At 75.4% G+C, this 15,131-nt stretch carries 11 protein-coding genes; 6 read left to right on the top strand and 5 right to left on the bottom strand.

All coding sequences use genetic code 11. The features are described from left to right. Positions 1-26 precede the first annotated feature (26 nt). Positions 27-2,840: an immune inhibitor A domain-containing protein gene (locus tag JUB12_RS04960; RefSeq protein WP_205698519.1), complete on the top strand. Its 2,814-nt coding sequence runs from the start codon at positions 27-29 to the stop codon at positions 2,838-2,840. 4 nt (positions 2,841-2,844) lie between these two features. On the opposite strand, the gene JUB12_RS04955 is transcribed toward JUB12_RS04960, so the two are convergent. Continuing rightward, positions 2,845-4,647: an ABC-F family ATP-binding cassette domain-containing protein gene (locus tag JUB12_RS04955; protein WP_205698518.1), complete on the bottom strand. Its 1,803-nt coding sequence runs from the start codon at positions 4,645-4,647 to the stop codon at positions 2,845-2,847. Between the two features lie 53 nt (positions 4,648-4,700). On the opposite strand from JUB12_RS04955, the gene JUB12_RS04950 reads away from it, so the two are divergent. Together JUB12_RS04950 and JUB12_RS04945 are read left to right on the top strand one after the other, a co-directional pair. Beyond that, entirely contained in the window at positions 4,701-5,309 is a 609-nt protein-coding gene (locus JUB12_RS04950) for a TetR/AcrR family transcriptional regulator (protein WP_205698517.1), read from the top strand. Between the two features lie 114 nt (positions 5,310-5,423). Continuing rightward, positions 5,424-7,280: a methyl-accepting chemotaxis protein gene (locus tag JUB12_RS04945; protein WP_205698516.1), complete on the top strand. Its 1,857-nt coding sequence runs from the start codon at positions 5,424-5,426 to the stop codon at positions 7,278-7,280. A 119-nt stretch (positions 7,281-7,399) separates the two neighbouring features. Here JUB12_RS04945 and JUB12_RS04940 read toward each other — a convergent pair whose 3' ends face one another. Genes JUB12_RS04940 through JUB12_RS04925 form a run of 4 tightly spaced genes read right to left on the bottom strand, consistent with a single transcriptional unit; the run spans position 7,400 to position 12,112 of the window. Beyond that, a complete protein-coding gene (locus tag JUB12_RS04940; protein WP_205698515.1) occupies positions 7,400-9,391 on the bottom strand; it encodes a hypothetical protein in 1,992 nt (663 codons plus the stop codon). After that, positions 9,388-10,902: an NAD(P)/FAD-dependent oxidoreductase gene (locus JUB12_RS04935; protein ID WP_205698514.1), complete on the bottom strand. Its 1,515-nt coding sequence runs from the start codon at positions 10,900-10,902 to the stop codon at positions 9,388-9,390. The genes JUB12_RS04940 and JUB12_RS04935 overlap by 4 nt, the downstream gene beginning before the upstream one ends. Then, positions 10,899-11,258, bottom strand: coding sequence for a hypothetical protein (locus tag JUB12_RS04930; protein WP_205698513.1), 360 nt, complete (start codon positions 11,256-11,258; stop codon positions 10,899-10,901). The genes JUB12_RS04935 and JUB12_RS04930 overlap by 4 nt, the downstream gene beginning before the upstream one ends. Next, entirely contained in the window at positions 11,255-12,112 is an 858-nt protein-coding gene (locus JUB12_RS04925; RefSeq protein ID WP_205698512.1) for an SDR family NAD(P)-dependent oxidoreductase, read from the bottom strand. Before JUB12_RS04925 ends, JUB12_RS04930 begins: the two co-directional genes overlap by 4 nt. Before the next feature lie 85 nt (positions 12,113-12,197). On the opposite strand from JUB12_RS04925, the gene JUB12_RS04920 reads away from it, so the two are divergent. The 3 genes from JUB12_RS04920 (at position 12,198) to JUB12_RS04910 (ending at position 15,069) form a co-directional block, all read left to right on the top strand. Next, a complete protein-coding gene (locus JUB12_RS04920) occupies positions 12,198-13,352 on the top strand; it encodes a CdaR family transcriptional regulator (protein WP_205698511.1) in 1,155 nt (384 codons plus the stop codon). A gap of 40 nt (positions 13,353-13,392) precedes the next feature. Then, a complete protein-coding gene (locus JUB12_RS04915; RefSeq protein ID WP_205698510.1) occupies positions 13,393-13,824 on the top strand; it encodes a hypothetical protein in 432 nt (143 codons plus the stop codon). A gap of 78 nt (positions 13,825-13,902) precedes the next feature. Next, a complete protein-coding gene (locus JUB12_RS04910) occupies positions 13,903-15,069 on the top strand; it encodes a PucR family transcriptional regulator (protein ID WP_205698509.1) in 1,167 nt (388 codons plus the stop codon). The last annotated feature ends 62 nt before the right edge of the window (positions 15,070-15,131 follow it).

Raw genomic sequence — 15,131 nt, 5'->3', positions numbered from 1 at the left:
CACCCCATTCCCACACGGAGGACCCCTTGTCCAACGAGGGCTCGACCGGCGGTCGCATCGCGGCCGTCGCCACGGCGTTCGCCCTGCTCGCGGGCGCCGGCATCCCGCTTGCCGTCGCCGACGACGACGAGCGGCGCACCGCGGCCAGCGCCGCCCTGCCCGACCGCGCCGGCCAGGCGTGGCTCAACCCGGTCGCCCCGGCCTTCCGCCAGCGCAAGGACGAGAAGACGCCGCAGCCCAAGGCGCTCGAGGACGCGTGGCGCTTCGAGCGCTCCCACACCGGCGGCAACCCGAAGGCCGCGCGGCTGCTGGCCGCCGACGAGGACAAGGCGACCAAGACCGGCCGCAACCCCGCCGAGTTCAAGCAGGCGCCCGAGACCCAGGAGGCCAAGCTCCTGACGATCCTCGTCGAGTTCGACGAGGCGGCCAAGGACGACTTCTCCGGCGTCATGGTCCCGAAGACCGTCTTCGGCGACCGCACCTGCGTGCCCGGCACGGTCCAGAGCGGGCCGCTGCACAACCAGATGCCCGACCCGGCCAAGGCGCCCTTCCCCGACAACAACACCTTCTGGGTCCCGGACTTCAGCCCGGCCCACTACGACAAGCTGCTCTACAGCACCGAGGGCATCACCGAGCGCGTGCGCCCCGACCTGCGCGGGCCCGACGGCCAGCGGGGGATCGACATCTCCGGGTCGACGATGCGCAACCACTACCTCGAGATGTCCAAGGGCGCCTACACCGTGACGGGCGCCGCGACCCCGTGGGTCAAGGTCGACCACTCCGAGGCCTGGTACGGCGCCGACCGCTGCACGAAGACCGACGACGGCGGCTGGGAGGCCGGCGAGCCCCAGCGCCAGGTCGGCCACCCCGACAACCCGAAGGGCCCGGGCCAGCTGGCCATCGACGCCGTCAACGCCCTCGTCGAGCAGGACCCGGAGTTCCCGCTCGAGGACTACGACGCCGAGGACCAGTTCGACCGCGACGGCGACGAGGTCGTCGACGAGCCCGACGGCTACGTCGACCACGTCGTGCTCGTGCACGCCGGCAAGGACAAGTCCTCGGGCGGCGGTGCCCAGGGCCCGTACGCGATCTGGGCGCACTCGTCGAGCGTCATCGACGGCGACGAGATCGGCGACACCGGCCTCCGGCTCGACAACTACATCGTCCAGCCCGAGGACTCCGGCGTCGGCGTCTTCTCCCACGAGTACGGCCACGACCTCGGCCTGCCGGACCTCTACGACACGTCGAACGCGGCGGACTCCGACATCGAGTTCTGGGACCTCATGAGCTCGGGCTCGCACTCCGGGCCGATCTTCCAGTCGCTGCCCACGCACATGGGCATCTGGGACAAGTGGGTCCTGGGCTGGGCCGACCCCGCCGTCGTCCCCGTCGGCGCCCGGCCGCGCGACGTCACGCTCGGCCAGACCTCGCGGACGCCGGTCGGCACCGAGGACGGCCTGCGCGTGGAGCTGCCGCCCAAGCAGCTGCGCCTCACGACGCCGCACAGCGGGCAGCGCGCCTGGTGGACCGGTGACGACCAGGAGTGGGCCGACGTGCGCCTCACCCGGACGCTCGCCGTGCCGCAGGGCACCGACGTGAAGCTCCGGATGTGGAACGACTACGTCATCGAGGAGGACTGGGACTTCGGCTTCGTCGAGGTCTCGACCGACGGCGGCCAGACCTGGGCCGAGCAGGAGGTCTTCACCGAGGGCGGCGCGCGCGTGAGCACGCCCGCCGACTACGAGGACCCCAACGGCCGCATGCAGGACTTCGGCGGCAAGCGGTTCGGCCTGACCGGGTCCAGCGGCGGCTGGCGCCACGACTACGTGGACCTCGCCCCGTTCGCGGGCCAGACGGTCCAGGTGCGTCTGCGCTACGCCACCGACGAGGCGTTCGAGGAGCGCGGCTGGTTCGTGGACGACCTGTCGCTGACCAACGGCGCCGAGACGGTGTGGAGCGACGACGCGGAGGCCAACAACGGCTGGACGCCGACGGTCGCGTCGTTCACCTCCACCACCGGCGAGGGCTGGCGGCTTGACCCCGGCGTCTCGGAGCGCGCGCACTACTACCTCGCGGAGTGGCGCAACCTCGACGGGTTCGACCGCGGCCTGGCCTACGGCTACGACTCGACCTACGCGCCGTCGGACCCGGCGGCGGGCGGCGCCTGGCGCGTCGAGAAGGTCGCCTACAACGCCCCGGGCATGCTGGTCTGGTACCGCGACACGACCTACGGCGAGGACAACCACCCGACGGCGCACCTGTTCGACCTGCCCAGCACCGGCTCGAAGGGCGGCCTCCTCCTGGTCGACTCGCACTTCGATCCCCTGCGCCACACCGGCAGGGCGGCCGAGCACTACGTCGACGGGGAGTCGGACCTGGAGAACTTCCCGGTCCGCGTGAACGCCTCCGACGCGGCGTTCAGCTCACGCACGACGTCCCAGGCCAAGGACTGCTTCGCCGACGACGGGCAGCCGACCGCGGTGCTCTGCACCACGGTGCAGCCCCGTCCGGGCGTCGCGGCGTTCACCGACAGCCTGGGCTGGTACCCGGGGCTGGAGGCGCGGGGGAGCTCCATCTTCTTCCGCGACGTCGACGGGTCCGTCGTGATCCCGTCGCGCGGCAACGAGCGCTACTCGACGCGCGTGGTGCAGGCCAACGGCAAGCCCGCGACCGAGCTCTACGGCAAGACGCTGCAGGGCGGCGCGATCGTCCTCGGGTCGGGCAACCCGGGTGACGAGGGCAAGCAGCTGGGCGTGTCGATCACGGTGCGCAACGCGAAGGAGGAGCGCCAGGCGACCGTCCGGGTGACCGCCGCGCGGGCGCCTGGCGCCGGGCAGTAGGGGCTCACCCCTCGAGGAGCTCGGAGGCCGCCAGCCAGGCGGCCTCCAGCTCCTCGCGCTGCTCGCGCAGCGCCCGCAGCTCGTCGTCGAGCTCGCGCAGGCGCGCGTGGTCGGTCGCGGAGCCCGCCATCTCCTCGTGGAGGGCGGCCTCGCGGCCGGCGAGCTTCTCGAGCGCCCGCTCCGCGCGGTCGGCGGCCTTGCGCGCGTCGCGCAGGACGGCGCCGGCGGGCTTGGCGCCCGCCGCCGGGGCGGCCGCGGCGGGCGGCGCGCTCAGCGCCGCCTCGGCGTCGCGGCGCTCCGCGAGGTACTGGTCGATGCCGCCGGGGAGGTGGCGGACCTTCCCCGTCCCGTCGAGGCAGTGCACGTCGTCGCAGACGCGCTCGACGAAGTAGCGGTCGTGGCTGACGACGACGAGCGTCCCCGGCCAGCCGTCGAGGAGGTCCTCGAGCGCGGCGAGCGTGTCCGTGTCGAGGTCGTTGGTGGGCTCGTCGAGCAGCAGGACGTTGGGCTCGCCCATGAGCAGCCGCATGAGCTGCAGGCGCCGGCGCTCGCCGCCGCTGAGGTCGCGCACGGGCGTGCGGGCCCGGTCGCCGCGGAAGCCGAAGCGCTCGGCCAGCGAGCCGGCCGTGAGCTCGCGGCCGTCGGCCAGGCGGATGCGGCCCCGCACCTCCTCGAGCGCCTCGAGCACCCGCAGGTGGCCCGGCAGCTCGACGGCGTCCTGGCTGAGCATCGCCAGCTGCACGGTCGCCCCCCGCTTGACCAGGCCCGACTGCGGCTCGACCGCGCCCGCCAGCACGCGCAGCAACGTGGACTTCCCCGAGCCGTTGACGCCGACGAGCGCGACGCGGTCGCCGGGACCGAGCCGCCAGGTCGCCCCACGCAGCAGGACCTTGTCGCCGAAGGCGACGGCCACCTCCTCGGCGTCCAGCACGCTGTCGCCCAGGCGCGCGGTGGAGAAGCGCAGGAGCTCGACGCGGTCGCGCGGCTCGGGCTCGTCGGCGATGAGCGCCGTCGCCGCCTCGATGCGGAACTTCGGCTTGGACGTGCGCGCAGGCGGCCCGCGGCGCAGCCACGCCAGCTCCTTGCGCACGAGCTGGCGGCGGCGGGCGTCGCGCGCCGCCTCGACGCGGTCGCGCTCGGCGCGGGCGAGGACGTAGGCCGCGTAGCCGCCCTCGTGCTGGTGGACGCCGCCGTCGGCGACCTCCCACGTGTGGGTGCAGACGGCGTCGAGGAACCAGCGGTCGTGGGTGACGACGAGCAGCGTGCCGCGGCGCGCGGCGAGGTGGCGGGCGAGCCAGTCGACGCCCTCGACGTCCAGGTGGTTGGTCGGCTCGTCCAGCACGAGGAGCTCGGGGTCGTCGAGCAGCGCGCGGGCCAGCGCGATGCGCCGGCGCTCGCCGCCCGACAGCGGCCCGACGGGCGTGTCGAGCCCCTGCGGGAAGCGGGCGAGGGCCACGCCGCCGAGCAGGCCGTCCAGGACGTCGCGGAAGCGGGCATCGCTCGCCCACTCGTGGTCGGCGCGGCCGCCGACGAGCTCCTCGCGCACCGTCCGCTCCGAGGACAGCTCGTCGGCCTGGCCGACCACGCCGAGCTGGAGGTCGCCGGCCCGCGTGACCGCGCCGGCGTCGGGCTCCTCGGCGCCGGTGAGCAGCGCCAGCAGCGTCGACTTGCCCTCGCCATTGCGCCCGACGACGCCGATGCGCTCGCCGGCCGCCACGCCGAGGGTCACGTCGCGCAGGACCGACCGGCTGCCGTAGCCCTTGTCGACCGCCTTGACGTTGATGAGGTTGCGCACCGCCGCGGCCATCCCCCTGCATCCTGGCGCTCGGCGTCCTGCGGCGCGGGTACGTTGGGCCGAGGATGAGCGAGGTCGCTGCGCAGGCGCCGCCCGCCAGCACGGGCCATCGCGAGCGGCTGCTCGCGGGGATGGCCGCGTCCGTGCGCGAGAAGGGCTTCCGGCAGACCAAGATCTCGGACGTCGTGCGCCACGCGCGCACGTCGCGACGGACGTTCTACGAGCAGTTCCCCGACAAGGAGACGTGCTACCTCGAGCTCTTCGAGGCCACGGGAACGGCACTCGTGGAGCACGTCGAGGCTGCCGTCGACCCGGCCGCGCCCTGGGACCGCCAGGTCGACCAGGCCATCGACGCGTACGTCGCGGGCCTCGCGCTCGACGCGGACCTGATGGTGAGCTACGCCCGCGAGCTGCCGGCGCTCGGCGCGGCGGCGGTCGCGCGCGAGCGGGCGCTGATGGACCGCTTCGCCGACCTGGTGATGCGCCTGGCGGACACGGAGAGCATGCGCGACGCCGGGGTGCCGCCCGTGGCGCCGGAGACGGCGGTCATGCTCGTCGGCGGTCTGCGGGAGCTCGTCACGCGCCGCGCCGAGCAGGGCGGCGAGCCGGCGAGCATCAGCGCGGTCGCCAAGGACGTCGTCAAGGCCGTGCTCGATCCCGCCCGCCAGCGCTGACCCTCCCCCTACCGGCCGGTGGCGCGCTGCCGTTCGTCGTCGATCTGTCCACTGACGCCCGATCGGCGGCGGCAGCGCGCCGCCGGACCCCCGGAACCGGGGATCTGCACGAAGATGTCGCACGTCCGGCCGATGACCCTGGTCATGCGCCTCTCCATCCGCACCAAGCTCCTGGGGACCTCGGCGGCCCTGATCGTGCTCTGCGCGATCGGGTCGTTCGTGGCGATCGGCCAGCTCGGGTCCGTCAAGCAGTCGGGCCACGACCTGCACGACAAGGCCTACACCCCGACGGTCGCCGCCGTCTGGATCCAGGGCCTCGCCAAGGACCTCATGCTCCAGTCCACCCGCTACGAGAAGCTCGTCCTCCAGTACGGCCCTGAGAAGGCCGGCACCGCGAAGCAGGGCAAGCCGATCCTGCCCGCCATCCGCCAGGACCAGAAGAACCTCAAGGTCGCGCTCGCGTCGCTGAAGGCGGCGCCGCCCGAGCAGCAGGCCGCCGCGGCGAAGATCACCGACGCCGTGACCCGCTACAACAGCGCGCTCGCCACGGCGATCAACCCGAAGTCCACCAAGGACGCGCAGGCCAAGGCAGGCGTCGAGATCCCCAAGGCCGCCGCCGACATCGAGACGTTCGCCGGCTCCTTCTCCGCCGCGTCGGACAAGTTCGCCACCGCCTCCAACGACAAGATCGACGACGCCTACGGCAACGGCAGGAAGGCCATCCTCCTCACGCTGCTGCTGGCGGTCCTGGTGGGCGCCGGCCTGTCGCTGCGCATCTCGGCGCTGCTGCGCCGCAGCGTCGGCGACATCGTCAAGGCGCTGCGCTCCCTGCGCGAGCAGGACACCGCCGACCTGCGCCGCGGCCTCGACGCCGTCGCCCAGGGCGACCTGACGGTCCGGGCGACGGCGCAGACCGAGGCCGTCACGCCTCGTTCGTCGGACGAGATCGGCACGGTCGCCGAGGTCGTGGAGGAGATCCGCCGCGACACCGCCGCCTCGATCGAGAGCTACAACCGCTCGCTCGACGGGCTGGGCGGCATGATCAGCCGCGTCTCGCAGGGCGCGCGCACGCTGTCGAGCGCCTCGGCCGAGATGGCCACGACGTCGCAGGACACCGGCCGCGCCGTCGCGGAGATCGCCCACGCGGTCGACGACGTCGCCGGCGGCGCCGAGCGCCAGGTCCAGGCCGTCGAGGGCGCCCGTCGCCTGACCGGCGACATGCTCGACGCGGCGCGCACGTCGGCCCGCACGGCCGACGAGACCACGAAGGCGGCCGTCGCCGCGCGGGAGCTGGCCGGCGAGGGTGCCGACGCCGTCCGCCAGGCCACCGAGGCCATGGCGGCGGTGCGCGATGCCTCCGGGCAGGCGACCGAGGCCATCCGCGGCCTGGGCGCGAAGTCCGAGCAGATCGGCGGCATCGTCGACGCCATCACCGGCATCTCCGAGCAGACGAACCTCCTGGCGCTCAACGCCGCCATCGAGGCGGCCCGGGCCGGGGAGCAGGGCCGCGGCTTCGCCGTGGTCGCCGAGGAGGTCCGCAAGCTCGCCGAGGAGTCCTCGAAGGCCGCGGGCTCCATCGCCGAGCTGATCCGGGAGATCCAGGCCGAGACCTCGCGGGCCGTGTCGGTCGTCGAGCTCGGCGCCGACCGCACCGACCAGGGCGCGCAGACCGTGGAGCAGGCCCGTGCGGCCTTCGAGCGGATCTCCGCCCAGGTCGAGGAGATGGGCGCGCGCGTCGGGGAGATCGCCGCGGCGGTCGACCACCTGTCGCACACCTCGCAGCGCATGGGCGAGGAGGTGGACGCGGTCGCCACGGTGTCCGAGCAGACCTCGGCCGCCACGCAGCAGGTCTCCGCCTCCACGCAGCAGACGTCGACCGCGACGGAGCAGATCGCCGCGTCGGCCGGGACGCTGAACCAGACCGCCGAGGAGCTCGCGCGCCTCGTCGGCGAGTTCAAGCTCGTCGCCTAGGACGCCTCAGGGCGCCACGCCGCGGCCTCGGCCGCGGCGTGCGCCCGCCGGCGTGCCCGCCACGGGCGGAAGACGGCGCCCACCAGGGCCGCGACCGCCAGGCATGCGGGGCACATCGCTCAGGCCTCCGGGACCAGGCGCACCTCGGTGCGCCCGTCCAGGTCGACGTCCACGCGGGCTCTGCCGTCCGGGCCGGCGGTGACCGCCTCGGTCGTCGCTCCGCGCAGGGCGTAGGTCCGGCCCGGCGTCAGGCGGGCGACCTCCAGGGTCTGGCGTCCGGCGTCGTCGCGACCGGGGCGCAGCACGAGCTCGAGGTCCTCGCCGTCGCTCGTGGCCCGCGCGACCAGGACGTCCGGGTAGGCGGCGCCGTCGAGGACGGGACCGCGCGCCAGCGCCTCGGGCAGGCCGCCCGCGATCCGCCGGCGGTGGGTGCTCACCCCGCCGGCGAACGCGCCGAGCAGTGCGCCGTTGTTCAGCGTCGAGATGCGGCGATAGTGCTTGACGCCGCCGTCGACGACCGGGTCGAGCGTCGCCTCGGCGTCGGCACGCAGGCGGGCGGCGAGCTCCGTGTCGCCCATCTCGAGCGCCGCCCAGCTGATCGCGCTGAACGCGGTGGCCGGGACCTCGCGCTTGTAGTTGCCCAGGTCGACCTTGTCCCAGCCCTTCATGGCGATCCGGACCGGCCCCGTGGAGGGGACCTCGATCCACTCGTCGCGCACGACCTCCCAGAGGCCGCGGGCGAGGTCGGGGAAGACGGGGGAGAGCTGCCAGATCACCGCGCAGTCGCTGAGGATCGACGTCATCGCCGGCAGCGAGAAGCCGGTGAGCGAGGACCGGATGCCGACGGTCCGGCCGTCGACGCTCAGGAACTCCTGCTCGAACGCGCGGCGGAAGCTCGGCAGCACGCGCTCGGAGAAGTCCGTGCCGTGGAGCCGGTCGTGCACCGGCAGGGGCAGGACGCCGTAGCCGTTGCACAGCGCGTAGATCCAGTTGGGCTCGCAGGGGAAGAGCGTGAAGTCCGAGCCCTCGAAGCCGCGCACGAGGGCGTGGACGATCGAGTGGAAGGAGTGCTCGTAGGCCTGGCCGCGCGGGTGGCGGAACGTGATCGAGCCGGGCTCCTCGTAGCGGCGGTCGCCGGTGTTCGAGGCGTAGGAGGCGATCTGGTAGCCCAGCCAGCCCGTGAGCATGATGTTGTCGCGCGGGACGGGGTCGGGGTTGTAGGCGAGGTGGCCCCAGACCGACTCCTTGGCCCAGTAGGCCCAGCAGATGCGCTCCTGCCACTTGTCGATGAGGCGGCGCTGGGCCTCGGACAGGTAGCCGTGGAAGGCCGGCGTGCGCTCGAACTGCAGCGTCGACAGCGCGTGGCCGAGCGTGGTGACCTGGTAGCGGACCGAGCTCGTCTGGAACTGCTCGATCTTGTCGAAGCCCTCGAACTGGTCGACGGGCTGCAGGGCGCGGTCGAGCACCCAGCGGGCGTGGGCGAGCTCGTCGGCGGTGAGCTCGGGACCGACCTGGGGGCGGGCGGGGCCCTTCGGCGTCTCGACGCGCGGGGCCGCGCTGACGGCCTCGTCGGCCGCCAGCGCGCGCAGGCGGGCGTTGCGCCGGTCGCGCCGGCGGACGGCGCCGCGATGGGCGAGCTCGCGCGCGGCCCAGCCGGAGGCCAGGACGGCAGCGGCGGTGGCGGGCACGGCGGTGGTGGCGCCGCGGCGGGCGGCGGGGCGCCGGGCGCTGTGCAGCGCGCTGCCCGCCCACGTCGCGACGGGCGCGACGACGTTGCCGCTGCCCAGCCACGCGACGAGCGACAGGCCGAAGGCGGCCTGCGTCGAGGCGAAGGCGACCGGCCGACCGGCGCTGAGGTAGCCGGCGCCGGGCAGGACGGTGCCCAGCGCGGCGTTCGCGGCCGGGCGGGCGCCCAGGACGCGCGCGGCGACCGCTCCCGCGCCGGCCATCGCGGCGTAGGCGGCGACGCTGCGGCGCAGGCGGGAGGTGGTCACCGGGCCGTCGGGCCGGTCGCGCTCGGGGATGAGGGCGACGGGCGGGCGGTCGAGCCGCTCGCCGGGGCGCAGGTAGGTGGCGGGCGCGGGGGCCGGCCGGTCGATCGTCGCGCTCACGCCGCGACCTCCTGGGGCTCGTCGGGCGTGCGGTCACGCGCCGGGTGGTGCTCGTAGGCGCGCGGGTCGAAGCGGGCCACGCGCTTGCCGTACTCGACGTGGCTGCCACACCAGACCTGGGTCACCTTCCCCGAGTCGGTCGTGTACCAGCCGGGGCAGCCCGTGGTGAAGACCGTCCCGGCCAGCCGCTCCTGCACCTCGGCGTTGAAGGCGGCGTGGACATCCTCGCGCACGTCGATCCAGCCGCCGCGGGCGCCGAGGTGCTCGACGGCCTGGCGCATGTAGGACGCCTGGCGCTCGAGCAGGTAGACGATCGTGTTGGTCAGCGACCCGGTGTTGGGGCCGTAGCTCATGAAGAGGTTCGGGAAGCCGGGCGTCGTCAGCCCGAGGTAGGCCTCGGGGCCCTCGGCCCACGCCTCGCGGATCGTCCGCCCGCCGCGCCCCGTGATCTCCATGGGCGCGAGGTACTCGGTGGCGGTGAAGCCCGTGCACCACACGACGACGTCGGCGGCCACGTGGGTGCCGTCGCTGCAGACCACGCCACCGGCCGTGAGCCGGTCGACGCCCGCGCCCACGACGTCGACGTCCGGGCGTGCGAGGGTCGGGTACCAGGCGCGCGAGAGCAGCAGCCGGTTGCAGCCCATCTGGTAGTCGGGCGTGCAGGCCCTGACCTTCTGGGGGTCCTTGAGGATGCGGCGCATCGTCGCCTTGCGCTCCTGCTCCCACGCCCAGCGCAGCGGCCGGCTCGCGCGCTTGACCACGGGGTAGCGCGACTCGAACCAGAGCCACATCGCGTTGTGGTAGAGCCGCTGCGCGCGCGGCGAGCGCATCAGCGCGCGCTCGACGCGGCCGGGCGTCCAGTCCCACTTGTTGACGATCCAGCTGGGCGAGCGCTGGACGACGGTCACGTGCGCGGCGGTGTCGGCGATGGCCGGGACGACCTGGACGGCGCTCGCGCCGCCGCCCACGACGACGACGCGCTTGCCCTCGAGGCTGACGCCGTGGTCCCACTCGGCCGAGTGGAACTGCGCGCCCGCGAAGTCCGCGCGGCCCGGGAGGTCGGGCACCTTCGGGCGGCTGAGCTGCCCGGGGGCGCAGAGCAGGACGTCGACCTCGAGCTGCTCCCCGCCGGCGAGCTCGACCGTCCACCGGCCGGTGCCCTCGTCGAACGTGGCGGCGGTGACCTCGGCGCCGAAGCGGACGTGGTCGAGCACGCCCTGCTCGCGCGCGACGTCGTGCAGGTAGCGGCGGATCTCGTCCTGCGTGCCGAAGCGCCGCGACCAGTCCGGCTTGAGCGCGAAGGAGAACTGGTAGATGACCGACGGGACGTCGCACGCGGCGCCGGGGTACTGGTTGGCCTGCCAGACCCCGCCGACGTGGTCGGCGCGCTCGAGTACGGTGAAGGACTCGATGCCGTGGCGCTTGAGCTCGATGGCGGCGGCGAGGCCGCCGAAGCCGGCGCCGACGATGGCGACCGTGGGGGTCTGGGTCCTGGTGGCGGTGGCGGTCATCGGATCACGACGGGTCGCGGGTGGGTGAGGCGCTGGGAGCCGGCGAGGAGCGGCGCCCAGCCGGCGGTGTGCAGCAGGAGGTGGGGGAGGGTGCCGTCGACCGCGACGGCCCCGACCAGGTGCTGGTCGAGCAGCGGCGCGATCGTCCAGGCGGCGCCGAGGACGAGGAGCAGGCGCCCGTCGTCGCGGCGGACCGCCTCGCGGACCGCCGGCGCGACGGCCAGGCCCAGGAGCGGCAGGGCCAGGACGCCGGCAGGCGGTCCGTCGAGGTGTCCCGCTCCCGCTGCCGCGAGGAGCGCGGCGAACAGCGCGGAAGCGGCGAGGCCGGCGGCCGCGGCGAGGGTCGTCGCCCTCACGGGCGATCGCCGAGGAGCACGGCCTCGCGCTGGGTCGGGCCGGCACCGCGATCGCGGCCGTCGGCGGTGAGGAACATCCGGTCGGCGCCGAGCCGGCGGGCGAGGGCGTCGGCGGCGGCGCGGGGGAGGAGGCGCTCGATCGCGTGGGTGAGCACGGCGGCGGCGCGCGGGACGACGAGCTCGTCGCGCGGCTGGGCGATGGCCTGGGCGATCGCGGCCGCGACCTCGCCGGGCTCGGCGACGGGGACGAGTCCGGCGTCGGCGCCGTCGACCAGGCGCGTGTTGGTGAACGACGGCATGACGAGCGTGAAGCGCACGCCGCTGGCGTGGTGCTCGCGGCGCAGGGCGCGGGTGAGGCCGACGACGGCGTGCTTCGTCGCGCAGTAGGTGGCCATGCCCGCGGCCACGCTGCGGCCGGCGACCGAGGCGACGTTGACGACCTGGCCGTGGCGGCGCTCGAGCATCTCGGGCAGCGCGAGCCGGACGCCGCGGGCGACGCCGAGGACGTTGACCTCGAGCATGCGGGCGGCGAGCTCGGGCGACTGCTCGAGGAAGGGGCCCGTGGGCATGATCCCCGCGTTGTTGACGAGGACGTCGAGGCGGCCGAGGTGGGCGCGGGCCTCGTCGAGGAAGCCGGCGAAGGAGGCCTCGTCGGTGACGTCGAGCGCGAAGCCGGCGGCCCCGGGGATCCTCGACGCCTCGAGCGCGGCGAGCTCGCCGTCGAGGTCGCCGAGGACCACCCGGTCCCCCTGGGCGGAGAGGGCCTTCGCGGTGGCGAGCCCGATCCCGCGCGCGCCGCCCGTGATGGCGACCCCGCGTGACCCCGGCTGCGCCCCTCCTGCCTGCTGCAGCATGCGAGCGAGTGTCCCGGGGCGCGGTGCAGCGCAGCAAGGGCGATTGCGTTGCATCCAGGGTGCTGTGTGGTGCATTGTGCACCAGATGGCGACGCTGGAGGAGGTGCTCGGGCGCGACGTCGCGCTCCAGGGCGAGACCGCGACGCGGCTCGTGCTCGAGCGCGTGGAGGCCGAGGTCCCCGCGGTCGTCGGCGACCCGCGCCGCCGGCAGCTCGCGGCCGAGGGCACGCGCGCGCTGCTCCAGGGCTTCGCGGAGGTGCTGCGCCTCGGGCTCACCGACGGCTTCCACGCGCCGCCCGCGGCGCTCGCGTTCGGCCAGCACCTCGCCCGCGAGGGCGTCCCGCTCGCCGAGCTCCTGCGCTCCTACCGCCTGGGCCAGGAGGCGTCCTTCGCCCGGGCGGTCGAGCTCGCGCCGCTGGCCGACGAGGCCGACGTCACCGCCGCCGTCGCGCGGATCGGGCTGCTGACCTTCCGCTACGCGGACGCCGCGATGGCCGACGTCGCCGCCGCCTACGACGCCGAGCGCGAGGCCAGCATCCGCCGCGACGCCGCCCGCCGCGACCAGGTCCTGCGCGCGCTGCTCACCGGCACCGTCGTGGACACCGAGGAGGCCGAGCGCGTGCTCGGCCACCGCCTCGACGGCGCGCACGTCGCGGTGCTCGCGTGGCGCGACGGGCAGGAGGGCGAGGCCCTCGTCGACGAGGTCCGGGCCGCGCTGCGCACCGCCGGCAGCGAGCGGCCGCTGCTCGTGGCCGAGCCCGGCGGCGCGGTGGTGGCCTGGCTCACCGCGCCGAGGTGGTCGGCGCTCACGGAGGCGCTGGCGGCGGCGGGCCTGCGCGCGGTCGCCGGGAGCGCGCAGGACGGCGCCGCCGGCTTCGCCCGCTCGCGCGAGCAGGCCGACCTCGCGCTCGTCGTCGCCCGCCGCGGCGGCGACGCGGTGCTGACCCGCTACGAGGACGTCGCCCTCGCCGCCCTGCTCACCCGCGACGCCGACGCCGCGCGGCGCTTCGCCGACGAGGAGCTCGGCCCGCTCGCCGCTCCCGGCGCCGCCCTGCTGCGGGCGACGCTCTCGGCGTTCTACGCCGCCGCCCACGACCAGTCGCGCACCGCCCACGCCCTCGGGCTGCACCGCAACACGGTCGCCCGTCGCCTGGCCCGCGCCGAGCAGCTGCTGGGCTCGCCGCTCACCGAGCGCGTGCGCGAACGCGGGGCCGCGCTGGTCGCGCTCGAGGCCCTGTAGCGCTTGACGCGGCGTCAACCGGCGGTGATGCTCGGACGCGATGGAGCAGATGTCCACCGGCCGGGCCACGGCGGCGATGGTCGCCCTCGCGCTGGCCGGGCTGGTCCTCGGCATCGTCATCGGCGGCGCCGGTGGCGGCGGTGAGCGCACCGTCGACCGGGTCGTGACCGTCGCGGCGACCGACACGGTGACGAAGACGGTCACGCGGACGCGCACGCGCACCGTCACCGCCGACGACGGCCTCTACGGCGACACGGACACCGACGCGATCGGCGACGAGACCGACACCGACACGACGGACACCGCCTCCGCCGACGGCGACGCCTGCTCCGCCGACTACGAGGGCGCCTGCGTCCCGACCGACCTCGGCGACGTCGGCTGCAGCGACATCCCGGACGCCGACTTCGACTCCGTGGGCACCGACCCCTACGGGCTCGACCCCGACGGCGACGGCATCGCCTGCGAGACCTAGCACGACGCGCCGCGCGGTCCAACGCGCTCTGGCCCGCGGTCCGTGTCGTGATCGCGAGTCGCTTGGCACCGTCGGGGGATGCGCGACAGCCAGGCCCCAGGCACGGTGCTCGCCGACCGGGTGCAGCAGCGGACGGACGCGATCGTCGAGGAGCTCATGGAGCGCCAGCTGCGCGAGGTGCCCGAGCTGTGGGTGACCGACGACCCGGCGCTGCGCGATGCCGTGCAGCGCAGCACCAGGGACAACACCGAGCTCATGGTCCTCGCGCTGCGCGAGCCGCTGGTGCCGCCGCGCGGCCTGCCGGACGGCGCGCGCCTGGAGGCCGACGTCGTCGCCCAGTGCGGGGCGCAGGTCCAGGCGCTGCTGCGCACCTACCGCCTGGGCGAGCAGGTGGTCCTCGACCACGTCTTCGAGGTGCTGGACCGCGAGCCGGTGGCCCAGCCGCGCGAGGCGCTGCGCGAGCTGCGCGCCGCCACGCTGGCCGTGCACGCCTACATGGACGCCGTCATGCCGCTCGTCGCGCGCGAGTACGCCGCGGAGCGGGCCCGGCTCGAGGCGTGGCCGGGGTTGCGGCGACTGCGCCTGGTGCAGACGGCGCTCGCCGGCGGCGACGCGCAGGCGCTCGGGCACGACGTCGGTGCCACGCAGCTCGCGCTCGTCGCGGCGGACCCGGCGGGCGAGGCGGCGGTGGCGGCCACGGCCGACGCGCTCGGCGTCCCGCACCTGGCCGTCCGGGCGCCCGACGGCCGGCTCTGGGCGTGGCTGGCCACCGCCGACGCGCCGGCGGCGCTGCACCGCCTGCGCGCCGCGGGGCTGCAGGGGCCGGCGGGGCTCGGCGGGCCCGCGGGCTTCGCCGCCGCCCACCGCCAGGCGCTGCTCGCCGCGCGGATCGCCACGTCGCGCGGCTCCGGCCTGGTCGACGTGCGCAGCGCGGCGCTCGAGGCGCTCGCGCTGGGGGACGCCCGCACCGCCGCCGACGTCGCGCGCGCCGAGCTCGGCCCGCTCGCCGCCGAGCCGGGGCGCCACGGCGCGCTGGTCGAGACGCTCGAGGCGTGGTTCGCCGCGCGCGAGAGCGTCGCCGGCGCGGCCGCGACGCTCGGGGTGGCGCCGCGGACGGTCTCCTACCGCCTGCGCCGCGTCGAGGACCTGCTCGGCCATCCCGTCGCCGCGCGGCGGGCGGAGCTCGAGACGGCCCTGCGCGTCCACCGCCTCTTCGCGGGGCCGCCGGCGCCGCCCGCCGGCTGAGCCTCGCCGCCGCCGGCCACCCGCGCGCGCAGCACCACCAGGCAGGCGCCGCCGGCGGCGAG

Source organism: Conexibacter sp. SYSU D00693 (genome assembly GCF_017084525.1).
In the GTDB taxonomy this organism is placed as follows: domain Bacteria; phylum Actinomycetota; class Thermoleophilia; order Solirubrobacterales; family Solirubrobacteraceae; genus Baekduia.
Note: the sequence above shows the minus strand (reverse complement) of the source record. Positions and strands in the feature narration are given on the sequence as shown.

What these genes read in the sequence shown, in the direction of transcription:
- JUB12_RS04955 (WP_205698518.1), bottom strand. Translation starts at nt 4,647, where the DNA reads ATGGCCGCGGCGGTGCGCAACCTCATCAACGTCAAGGCGGTCGACAAG.
- JUB12_RS04950 (WP_205698517.1), top strand. Translation starts at nt 4,701, where the DNA reads ATGAGCGAGGTCGCTGCGCAGGCGCCGCCCGCCAGCACGGGCCATCGC.
- JUB12_RS04945 (WP_205698516.1), top strand. Translation starts at nt 5,424, where the DNA reads ATGTCGCACGTCCGGCCGATGACCCTGGTCATGCGCCTCTCCATCCGC.
- JUB12_RS04935 (WP_205698514.1), bottom strand. Translation starts at nt 10,902, where the DNA reads ATGACCGCCACCGCCACCAGGACCCAGACCCCCACGGTCGCCATCGTC.
- JUB12_RS04925 (WP_205698512.1), bottom strand. Translation starts at nt 12,112, where the DNA reads ATGCTGCAGCAGGCAGGAGGGGCGCAGCCGGGGTCACGCGGGGTCGCC.
- JUB12_RS04920 (WP_205698511.1), top strand. Translation starts at nt 12,198, where the DNA reads ATGGCGACGCTGGAGGAGGTGCTCGGGCGCGACGTCGCGCTCCAGGGC.
- JUB12_RS04915 (WP_205698510.1), top strand. Translation starts at nt 13,393, where the DNA reads ATGGAGCAGATGTCCACCGGCCGGGCCACGGCGGCGATGGTCGCCCTC.
- JUB12_RS04910 (WP_205698509.1), top strand. Translation starts at nt 13,903, where the DNA reads ATGCGCGACAGCCAGGCCCCAGGCACGGTGCTCGCCGACCGGGTGCAG.